The 10,172-nt window shown below is 47.5% G+C and carries 10 protein-coding genes; 6 read left to right on the top strand and 4 right to left on the bottom strand.

Annotated elements, in window-relative coordinates; genetic code table 11:
- Positions 1–225 (bottom strand): transposase (locus BM082_RS17745; RefSeq protein WP_139218803.1); only part of this gene is annotated, 225 nt, incomplete at its 3' end.
- Positions 226–409: 184 nt separating this feature from the next.
- On the opposite strand from BM082_RS17745, the gene BM082_RS17740 reads away from it, so the two are divergent.
- The 4 genes from BM082_RS17740 to BM082_RS17725 all read left to right on the top strand — a co-directional run bounded on the left by BM082_RS17740 (position 410) and on the right by BM082_RS17725 (position 2,780).
- Positions 410–1,294, top strand: coding sequence for a LysR family transcriptional regulator (locus BM082_RS17740; RefSeq protein ID WP_017014540.1), 885 nt, complete (start codon positions 410–412; stop codon positions 1,292–1,294).
- Between the two features lie 305 nt (positions 1,295–1,599).
- Positions 1,600–1,809: a hypothetical protein gene (locus BM082_RS17735; protein ID WP_017014541.1), complete on the top strand. Its 210-nt coding sequence runs from the start codon at positions 1,600–1,602 to the stop codon at positions 1,807–1,809.
- A gap of 106 nt (positions 1,810–1,915) precedes the next feature.
- Positions 1,916–2,125: a hypothetical protein gene (locus tag BM082_RS17730; RefSeq protein WP_017011274.1), complete on the top strand. Its 210-nt coding sequence runs from the start codon at positions 1,916–1,918 to the stop codon at positions 2,123–2,125.
- A 298-nt stretch (positions 2,126–2,423) separates the two neighbouring features.
- Positions 2,424–2,780, top strand: coding sequence for a hypothetical protein (locus BM082_RS17725; RefSeq protein WP_017014542.1), 357 nt, complete (start codon positions 2,424–2,426; stop codon positions 2,778–2,780).
- Between the two features lie 54 nt (positions 2,781–2,834).
- On the opposite strand, the gene BM082_RS17720 is transcribed toward BM082_RS17725, so the two are convergent.
- The 3 genes from BM082_RS17720 to BM082_RS17710 form a co-directional block, all read right to left on the bottom strand.
- Positions 2,835–3,521 (bottom strand): hypothetical protein, encoded by a 687-nt coding sequence (locus BM082_RS17720; RefSeq protein WP_017011276.1) that lies wholly within the window; start codon positions 3,519–3,521, stop codon positions 2,835–2,837.
- A gap of 163 nt (positions 3,522–3,684) precedes the next feature.
- Positions 3,685–5,343 carry an acyl-CoA synthetase gene (locus BM082_RS17715; RefSeq protein WP_017014544.1) on the bottom strand — a complete coding sequence of 553 codons (1,659 nt, stop codon included), beginning with the start codon at positions 5,341–5,343 and terminating at the stop codon, positions 3,685–3,687.
- Between the two features lie 9 nt (positions 5,344–5,352).
- A complete protein-coding gene (locus tag BM082_RS17710) occupies positions 5,353–6,147 on the bottom strand; it encodes an enoyl-CoA hydratase (RefSeq protein WP_017014545.1) in 795 nt (264 codons plus the stop codon).
- A 431-nt stretch (positions 6,148–6,578) separates the two neighbouring features.
- On the opposite strand from BM082_RS17710, the gene BM082_RS17705 reads away from it, so the two are divergent.
- Together BM082_RS17705 and BM082_RS17700 are read left to right on the top strand one after the other, a co-directional pair.
- Positions 6,579–8,288, top strand: a complete 1,710-nt coding sequence (locus BM082_RS17705; protein ID WP_074927990.1) for a glycoside hydrolase family 30 protein — start codon at positions 6,579–6,581, stop codon at positions 8,286–8,288.
- Positions 8,289–8,682: 394 nt separating this feature from the next.
- The gene (locus tag BM082_RS17700; RefSeq protein WP_017014633.1) at positions 8,683–9,579 is read left to right on the top strand and encodes a GGDEF domain-containing protein; all 897 of its coding nucleotides are present in this window, start codon (positions 8,683–8,685) and stop codon (positions 9,577–9,579) included.
- The last annotated feature ends 593 nt before the right edge of the window (positions 9,580–10,172 follow it).

Below are 10,172 nucleotides of genomic sequence, written 5' to 3'. Positions count from 1 at the left end.
CAAACTGACGTCGGCAAACATTTTTTTGAGCTTGGCATTTTCTGCCTCTAGCTCCTTGATGCGCTTCAGTTCAGACGCGTCAAGCCCACCATACTTGGCTTTCCAATTGTAATAAGTTGCGCTGCTGATGCCGTGTTGGCGACAAATATCGTCAACTTTCATGCCTGCGTCGGCTTCTTTGAGGATCGTGACTATCTGTGATTCAGTAAACCGTGACTTCTTCATGATGATCTCCTGCTTTTTCTGTGGCAGAAAACTCCAGTTTAGACTGTCTCAGCATAGGGGAAGTGGACAAGAGCGAGAAACCTTATTATGCGGCGCACCTCTCGCTAATTTGTTTATTTTTCATTGAGGTAACGTCATGTCGTTTTCTATATTCGTAGAGGGCAAGTAAACGACGAGTGGCAAAATGGGACACAACTTAGACATTCAAAGCATGTTTGTTTTGGTGAAAATGTATGAATTGCGCAATGTAAAACTTGTCGCCGACGCCTTGGGCAAAACCTCAAGTGCGATCAGTAAGATCCTCTCTAAGTTGAAGGTGCATTTTGAAGATCCCTTGTTTGTTCAAGGTAAGTTGAGTTTTGAACCCACGACGTTTATGGACACCAACCATGCCCATTTCGAGCAGATCTTAGCCACCTTCGATGCGATTCAGCACAGTGAGTTCTCGCCGCAGACCTTAAAGCAAGAAATCGTTCTCTATGGGCATGCGCTGTTTTGGGATAACTTCGGCGGCAAGCTCTACTTGGCACTGAGAGAAGAAGCCCCTCTAGCAAAGATCTCAATGCGCCAGTGGAGTTTAGAAGCGCGTTCTCGCATGGTGGAGGGGGAAAACGCCGTACTGTTCAGCACCTACGATGAAACACTTCCACAAGTCATTTTACAAAAACCGTTGTGCGAAGTGTCGCCAACGTTTTATGTTCGACAAGACCACCCTGCTCACACCTTTGATGAGCTCAGCCAATACCCGTTTGTTATTACACGCAACCCGGGCTGGAATGATGTTCGCTACCCATTGCTTGAACGCTTGGCAGCTATTGGTTACCAAATCACACCGACCGTGGAAGTGGAAAATACCATGGCCATCGAATGCATCGTCAAACACTCCGATCATTACTCGTTCACCATGTCTCGACTGATCCCTGAAAACTGCCGTGGTGTTGCGTTACCCACCATGTCTGACGTTCGTGTTAACTGCGTCATGAGTTATCACCGCGCTAAGCAAAACGATCCGCAAAAGGAATGGATTCACCGCGTCTGTCAGCGTGTTCTCAATCAATGTGAACAATAAACACTGATGGCATGATCACACGCCTGAGCTTTTTCACCCAAGCCGCCTTTCATGTGCTTGGGTGTGCTTCGTTTAATCTTCACTTCACTTCACTTCTCTTCACTTCTCTTCGCCCCCCCTCACCTGCACAGGCAGCGTCTGAGCGTAGCATCTCTCGGTTCACCGTTATTTTATGAGACATCAATCGCACCACTTTCCAAAATGGAAACCTTGAGTTTCCTCTACTTGTGATCAATATCTCAGTAATCTTATTCCTGTCGAGAGGGGAAACCCGCTAAACATTCACTGAATAAGGTAATCACATTATGAAAAACATACTCATCATCGCGCTATCACTCTTCTCTGTATCTGCTTTTGCAACGGGCACGGCAGGGTCTAACAACGGCCTAAACGGTGATTTGATTCAGAAGGCAACGGCGGCCGGTCTTTCTGGCGAACAAGCAACAAAAGGTGTTGTTACCGGCCACATTAACGCTGGCATGACAGCCGAACAAATGCGCGAAACGGTTCGTTAATTCCAAGCGGCGAGCACTGATTAATTTCTGGTAACACGCGCTGAACCACACAAAGTAAAAACAAACTCAAAAACAACAATAACGACGAATCAAAAAGGAAAACATTATGAAAAACGTACTCATCATCGCGCTATCACTCTTCTCTGTGTCTGCTTTCGCAACGGGCACGGCAGGATCGAACAATGGCCTAAACGGCGATTTGATTCAGAAGGCAACAGCCGCAGGTCTTTCTGGTGAACAAGCGACAAAAGGTGTTGTCACTGGCCACATCAGTGCTGGCATGACGGCAGAACAAATGCGTGAAACGGTTCGTTAATGTCGAACCACAATGGGCGGGCTCACTCACTCCCTAAGCAACATGACGATGTTTGAACAAGATGTAGGTTGTTAACATGAACATGTATTGGGCTGGAATGCATCATGAGGTGCATTCCTTGTGTTTTTCTTGCGCGCTCTCCCTATTCCTCCCTCTGCCCCGCATTTATTTTTCTGTTATTGCAACAAATCACCTATCCTGTTGTGACAAGCTCAAAATTTAAACAGTCGTTTTATGTCTAGATGCCAATCGTCATCTAGGATGCATATAAGCTTACAGTTAACAAGGTTATAAGACGATGCTAGACAGACTTGATTACCTTCAAACGCTGTTACCCAGCGAAGAAAAGAACCGCGTTGTCCCTATCTATATGTTTACGACCGACGATGGATTGCCCGTTATTCTTCGCATCAACATGGGCAATGCACGAAGCGATATCCCCGTCGCGTTAGTGGCGTTCGATATTGACCCGACAGCCCCGTCGTTTCGCTGTGAAATCCAATACCCAAGAGAGGGAGTAAAACGCCATCTCTACGGAAAGTTGACGGGCAAGCGGTTTGTGTTGGGCACCACAAAGATTGAAAACTGGCAGACATTAGAAAAGATAGTGACGGCACTTCTTGTTGAGCAAGAGGCCGAACCAATTCCTGAGTGAAATACAATGTAAACAGCTTGCCTTTACGCTCAGTTATTAAGGGGTTACCACGGCTTAATACACCACATATTTTTGCGTTTTTGTATCCCACTTGAATGAGCGTAACAGGGTTTTTGTCGCATGTTCAATGTCATCTAAAATCAGATGAATGCCTTCATCATTGATCGCTTTAAGTTTGGATATTTGGTGATAAAAAACAGTCCAAGACACGGTCGCATCATCCCAATACACAACATCTTTCCCCTGACTTCCCTCGGTCACAAAGATATATTCTGGTGGCTCTACATGTGGATTGGAAGCGTCTGAATCGACATGATAACGCGCAATTTCCGCTTCAATCTCATCCACCAGTTTTTGTTGGCCAGCGCCACAGGCCGAAATGCTGATGAGCACTTCACCGTTGTACTGGCTCATGTCTTTCAATATGGGAGAAAGGGCGAGAAATAAGCGGTGCCAATTCAGGAAATCGCGACCAAAAGAAATGCCACTCGCGTTGCCGTGCGCAGAAATGTGAATACATAATGGCACCCTGCTATGGTTGGCCGCAGCGTAATTCCCATCAATGGATGAAATGTAATCAAGGTATTTCACCAAGTCCTGCTCACAGAACGCCCTAAGAATGGCGACCTCGTGGCCAATGGCTTTGCAAATTTTTTCTAATGCTGTCGCTTCTGAGCGCTCTTGAAGTAGATCCATGGGATCAACACACTCGATGATAAAAAGGCGAATTTTATCTATCACTGCAACATCCGTTTATCAGCCAAATAGTCTAAAAAAGTTACCATAATCTTGGCGTCTGTCTGCGATAACGGTCGAACCACGAGAGGCACTCGAAGAAAAAGGTCATTGGCAGTCTCAACGGATAAGCCATGACGACCACCAATCTCGCGTGTAAGGGGCCAAGCTAACTCTTTGGCGACCCTGACTCTTCGCTTTGAAGACGAGCACTCACTTGCTCGCGTAACTGAAACTTTTGAATTTTCCCCGTCGGCGTTCGAGGGATCGGCGTAAAAGAGAAATGCTTGGGTACTTTAAAGCCCGCCATATGTTGGCCGCACCACGTTTTTAGCTCTTGTTCCGACACGGTTTTACCTTCGCAGCACTCAACAAAGGCAAACGGAACCTCGCCCCATTTTTCATCGGGGCACGAAACAACTGCAGTCACTGCAACAGCAGGATGCTTGTAAAGAACATCTTCAATTTCGATGGATGAGATGTTTTCGCCACCAGAAATGATGATGTCTTTCGAGCGGTCTTTGAGTTGGATATACCCATCTGGGTGTTTGACGGCCAAATCGCCGGAATGGAACCAGCCTCCTTCAAAAGCAGATTGTGTTGCCGTTGGGTTTTTGAAGTAGCCTTTCATGACCACATTGCCTTGAAACATGACTTCACCCAGTGTCTTTCCATCTGCGGGTACTGCCGACATGGTTTCAGGGTCAAGTACGTCAAGATTTTCGAGAGGTAAATATTTCACGCCTTGGCGCGCTTTAAGCTTTGCTTGTTCTTCGATGGGTAACAGGTTCCACTCTTGGTGCCATTCATTGACGACGGCAGGGCCATAAACTTCTGCTAATCCGTATAAATGCGTGACCTCAAACCCTGCTTCTTGCATCTGCGCGAGCGTTCTTTCCGGTGGCGGCGCGGCGGCAGTGAAGAAGGCCACCTTATTGGTGAGGGTCTGATTTTCCGCAGAAAGGATGATATCCATGACAATGGGCGCACCACATAGGTGTGTCACCTTGTGTTTATGCAATGCCAGCCAAATCGGTTCTTTTCGTACCTGCCGTAAGCAAACATGCGTGCCGCAAATCGCCGATAGCGTCCACGGAAAACACCACCCATTGCAATGAAACATGGGGAGTGTCCATAGGTAGGTCGAATACTTGGGCATGTCCGCAGTGAATACGTTTCCTAACGCGAGAAGGTACGCCCCGCGGTGGTGACAAACCACCCCTTTAGGGTTACCTGTGGTACCCGATGTGTAGTTGATGGAAATTGCGTCCCATTCATCTTCGGGCATCAGCCACGAAAACGCGCGATCACCCTGAGCGACAAACTCATCGTAATCCTGATAGTGATCGTCGGTGTCTACGCTTGATAATTCTGTCCATTCGCTGTCGTGATAAACAATGACCAATGGTGACACGTCAGCCACCGCAAGTGCCGCTTGTGCGACCGACAAGAATTCCCGATCTACAATCAGCACTTTGGCCTGCGCATGAGCGAGCTGATAAGCAATGGTCGCGGCTTCCAATCGTGTATTGACCGAATGCAGCACAGCACCCGCCATGGGGACACCGTAATGACACTCCAACATTGCGGGGGTATTCGCTAACAAAGCTGACACGGTATCTCCGCGCCCCAATCCCAGATTCGCTAACTGGGAAGCGAGCTGGCGGCTTCTGTCATAAAACGTTTGATAGTTCACCCTGATGTTGCCATGAATGATGGCGATAGCATCGGGATAGTTGGCCGCATTTCGCGCGAGAAATCCCAGAGGCGTTAGCGGCTGAAAATTCGCGGGGTTACGATCGAGCCCGACGTTATATGGGTTTTCCATGCATCCACCTCACTCATTTCGCCAAACAGGGGGACGTTTTTCGACAAAGGCAGAAATCCCCTCTTCGCCGTCTTTGGTCAGCATATTGTCCACCATCACGTCGCTGGCATAGGCATAGGCCTGCGCAAGTTCCATGTCCTGCTGGCAATAAAACGCTTCCTTGCCGATAGAGAGTGTCAGCGACGATTTTTCCGCAATCTTATCGGCAACCGCTTGGGTCATTGCGGTGAGAGACTCACTGTCTGTGGTGCGATTGATCAGGCCTATGCGCTCAGCATCAGAGGCTGAGATCATGTCTCCAATGAGCAGCATTTCCATGGCATGTTTGCTGGAAACATTGCGGGATAACGCCACCATAGGGGTTGAACAGAAAAGTCCAATATTGACGCCAGGGGTCGCAAACCGCGATGTGTTCGAGGCATACGCCAGGTCGCAACTGGCGACGAGCTGACACCCTGCGGCGGTAGCAATACCGTCTATTTCAGCAATCACCGGCTTCGGGCAATGCACGATGGCGGTCATCATTGCGGCGCATTTGTTCATTAAGGTGGCGAAAAATGCCCGTCCCTTGTCAGATTCCTCTCTCGCTGCAGTGATCTCTTTCAGATCGTGCCCCGCACTAAAGGCAGGACCATTGGCATTAAGAACAATAACATTCACCTCTGACGATTCAGCTGCATTTGCAATGGCAGCATGCAACTCGCCAATCATGGCTTCTGAAAGCGCATTCCTGCGCTGAGGATTGTTCAGGGTAAGTCTTAACACACCGTTATCACTGAGATGAGATTCAATCTGCGTAGGCATTTTTCACTCCATTACTGATGTAGGCAGATTGATTCGACAATCAAAGAGGCTCAATCGTACCTAGTGTCCTTAGTTTGGCTTCCATTACAGAACACACAGGCTTATCACGATAGGTTAGATGTAAGAATTGTCGGAATCTCACAACCTAAAGACGTATTTGGTATCGTTCAAATACACACACTTTTGTCGCTCAATGCGGCGCACCAAGGTGTTCCTTCCCAACATCACATCTTCCATCCCCTCTTGTATCGAATCCAAGAAAACAGTGTCAGTTCATCCGTGGCGTTAGTTACAAATAAAAGTGAAGAGCGTATATCTACGGGGTAAATGAGTCAGAAAAAGAGCGCCGCACGAACAACAAAGAAAGCGCTTTCAAAAAGCACATGGCTGACTGTCACTGTCGGCATCTTGTCCGTAATAGGAGTAGCAACATGGAAGTGAAAACACTCTCAGCGGCTTTTATCGCATTGTCTTCAACGATGATGCTGTCCTGCACACCTGAATATGACAGGGAGAAACCATTGATTCAGGCAAACAGCAAAAATTTCGGGTTATCGTCAACATCGGAAATTCTACTGACCAGCGAAGCTGGCGACAAAATGTCAGTAATGGCAAACCACACCTTTATCAGTGAGGCTGCAAGCGGCACGCAGATCGTGATCCAACCTGATGTGGTTAAACAAACCATTTCGGGCATTGGTACCTCGTTCACGGAATCCTCGGCGTTTGTTCTGGCGCACCTTCCAGTTGAAAAGCGCCATGAAGTGATGAATAAACTATACGCCGACACGGGCGCGAACTTTTCTTTGACGCGCACGCCGATTGGCTCCACTGACTTTTCCGTTGAAGGAAAGCTGGGCTACGCCGAAGTGGAAGGTGATAGCGCGCTTAAACACTTCACTATCGCCCCTGACAGCGACGGATTTTCAAAGGCGAAATACGCAGGGATTCAGGATGAATCGTTTGATGTGCTGCCCATGATCCACGAAGCCATGGCGATCAAAGCGAAACAAGACGATGGCACCTTGAACATCATTGCTTCAGCTTGGACTGCGCCGCCGTGGATGAAAGACATCGATACTTGGTTCATCAAAGGAACAAAAGAAAACAACTGGGAAGGCACCGGCGGAAAGCTCAAGCCGGAATATGTCTCGACCTATGCTGATTACTTGGTGAAATACCTTGAGCATTACAAAGAAGCAGGCGTTGATATTTGGGGTCTAACCCCTGTCAATGAACCGCACGGCAACAGTGGCAACTGGGAAAGTATGCATTTCACAGCAGAAACCCAGAATACGTTCATCAAAGAGTTTCTTGGCCCGAAATTAAAAGAGAGCGCGTTCGCTGACACTCGCGTGCTGATCTACGATCAAAACCGCGATCACTTGGAACATTGGACTGACGTGATCTTGGGCGATCCTGACACTGCACCTTATGTATATGGATCGGCGGTTCACTGGTATTCCAGCACCGTTGATGTGTATGAAGACGTTATGGATCGCGTGCACAATACATTCCCTGATTTTGCGATCATTCACACTGAAGGCACCATCGATGATCTTGGTAAGCCTGCGCCAAACGGGATTTTAGATCCGGTGAAGTTTCAAGAATCAGGTTGGTTTAACAATGACGAATTCTGGTGGAATGAGAACGCAACGGATTGGGCATACACAGCAACGTGGGCACCCAACCCTGAAAACCATCCGATTTATACGCCGGTTCACCGCTACGCGCGTGACATCATTGTCAGTTTGAATCACTGGATGGCAGGCTGGGTTGATTGGAACGCCGTGCTTGATAGCAATGGGGGCCCTAACCATGCCGGGAATTTCTGTGGCGCACCCATCATGATCGACGTTGAGAGCGGCGATGTGTATTACACCCCTATTTACGACGTGCTCGCACAATTCAGTAAAACCATTCGTCCTGGCGATAAAGCGGTACAAGCCGATACGCTTTTGGATGGATTGGATAGCGATGCCCTGCACGCCAGCGCATCGATCAACAGCGACAATCTGTTGAGTGTTCAATTGCTGAATACCACGAAACAACCCATCGCCTATGACTTGGTCATCGGTGCGCAGCACTCAGCCATCACTATCCCTGCAAACGCCGTCCAAACCGTGCGTGTGCAACTTTAGTGAGGGCACTTTATCGTGAACGGTGAGATATGAGCGCGCACAAATAAACGAAAATCTCATTGATTTTCAACCGCTATCAGCAATCAGTTGATGGCGGTTTTTGTTTATTTCGAGGGATTGATCAAAATTATTTCAAGCAATAAGAGGACATGACCTTACTCTCACATACTTACTGATAAGTTTGACATATTAGACAATGTTTTCTTGTACACTCAAAAAGAAGGACATAAGTGAATGGCGCATAAAAAAGCAAGACAATACCTAAAAAGTGGTAAAATTTTTGCGCTGACATACATAAATGTACTACTCCGTTCACATATATTTGAAACCAATCGCAGTTTAATCACTGCGAGATGATAAATTTCACAGACTTTCTCTCATGAATGTAAGCGCAATGCCCGATTTTAAGGCGATACTCGATCTACATCCTAACCCTTGTGTCATACACATAAATTTCGTGCCGCAATACGCGAACAATGCGTTTGCGAAATTTAGTGGTATGGCGTGTGCGAAAGATGTTCTCGATCTCGAAAGCATTCGCGTGTTGTTCGAGGAATCTCATTGGCCTGAAGCTCAGCGCCGCTATGAGAATGCTATCCGTACGGGCATTCCCACCCCGCCGCAAGTGATCAACCACACTGATCTCAAAGGCAATCCAATGATTGCTGAAATCACCGACCAAGTAATTGATTGGCATGGCCAAAAAGCCATGTGCACCTTTATCAGCGTGGTGACAGACCAAATTCATCGTGAACGCACACTGCGTGACATGGCGAACCGTGACGATCTTACTAACCTGTATAACCGTCGTTATTTGGTGGATCAGTTTGGTCGACGTTTGACGATCCCCGATCGCATCCAATACCTTGCCATTGTGGATATCGACCACTTCAAGCGCATTAATGACACCTGGGGACACCCTGTTGGCGATCAGGTGTTGCGTCAGCTTGCTCGCCTTATTACCGAATTTAGCGAAACCGGTGAATGCGCCTCGCGAATGGGCGGTGAAGAATTTGCTTTGCTTTTGTGGGTGAAAGATCGAGACGAAGCACACGCGCGCTTAGAGTTTCTACGTAATAGCATCGAGGAATTGGTGGTGCGCGTCAGCCACTCAAACCGTCAGCCGTTGTCGATTCGCAGCACGGTATCCATTGGTACTACGGCGTTACTGGCGAATGAAGATTTTCTCTCCGCAAGCCTTCGCGCTGATGAAGCGCTGTACATGGCGAAAAAAGCCGGAAGAAACTTAGTGATCGACAACGACACCAAAACAAAAGTGCCACGCTCTTAATCTTCTCTACGCTTGCAGTGATTGACTCAAATCGATGAAGAGTTAATCACTTTTTGGGTTACATTCTTTACACAAGGTGTTGGATGTCACTCGAGATAATCACTATTCAAATCGTCAATAATCCAGTGATAACAACCGTCTAATCACCGTTAACCTCGCCGTTCTTGTGGGGAAATCCCCTCTGTTCCCGACTCTTTGCTTAATCGTTGCCAATTAGTGATCTACCTAAACTTATGTGGTAAATTTACAGCCCCTGAACCGAGGCACGATGTCGTATCGTTTAGGTGGAAAATGAAATGAAGATGGGAATATCTTTTTTTCCATTGCCTGCGATCAAATTTCCGCCACATAAAGCATGTATACTTGTGCCCGCCTTCATGGATGAGTTGTGTTGTCCAAGCGAATTAGCGGTTTTCGCTCGTTTGGACAACGCAATTAAATTGTCATGAACCTGTATTAACGCTGTAAGAGCTCTGTGCAATCCTGCCGCTCAACATGTTTCGCTTGTTGTTTTATTACAAACATCAAGCAGATGAAAACTGTCATTACAGCGACATTTTATCCCTTGGGTAACGTTCGACCGGAGAGAACCC

This window comes from Enterovibrio norvegicus DSM 15893, from assembly GCF_900115495.1.
In the GTDB taxonomy this organism is placed as follows: Bacteria; Pseudomonadota; Gammaproteobacteria; order Enterobacterales; family Vibrionaceae; genus Enterovibrio; species Enterovibrio norvegicus.
Note: the sequence above shows the minus strand (reverse complement) of the source record. Positions and strands in the feature narration are given on the sequence as shown.

Coding starts and splice junctions, on each gene's coding strand:
- BM082_RS17740 (WP_017014540.1), top strand. CDS start 410: ATGGGACACAACTTAGACATTCAAAGCATGTTTGTTTTGGTGAAAATG.
- BM082_RS17735 (WP_017014541.1), top strand. CDS start 1,600: ATGAAAAACATACTCATCATCGCGCTATCACTCTTCTCTGTATCTGCT.
- BM082_RS17730 (WP_017011274.1), top strand. CDS start 1,916: ATGAAAAACGTACTCATCATCGCGCTATCACTCTTCTCTGTGTCTGCT.
- BM082_RS17725 (WP_017014542.1), top strand. CDS start 2,424: ATGCTAGACAGACTTGATTACCTTCAAACGCTGTTACCCAGCGAAGAA.
- BM082_RS17715 (WP_017014544.1), bottom strand. CDS start 5,343: ATGGAAAACCCATATAACGTCGGGCTCGATCGTAACCCCGCGAATTTT.
- BM082_RS17710 (WP_017014545.1), bottom strand. CDS start 6,147: ATGCCTACGCAGATTGAATCTCATCTCAGTGATAACGGTGTGTTAAGA.
- BM082_RS17705 (WP_074927990.1), top strand. CDS start 6,579: ATGGAAGTGAAAACACTCTCAGCGGCTTTTATCGCATTGTCTTCAACG.
- BM082_RS17700 (WP_017014633.1), top strand. CDS start 8,683: ATGCCCGATTTTAAGGCGATACTCGATCTACATCCTAACCCTTGTGTC.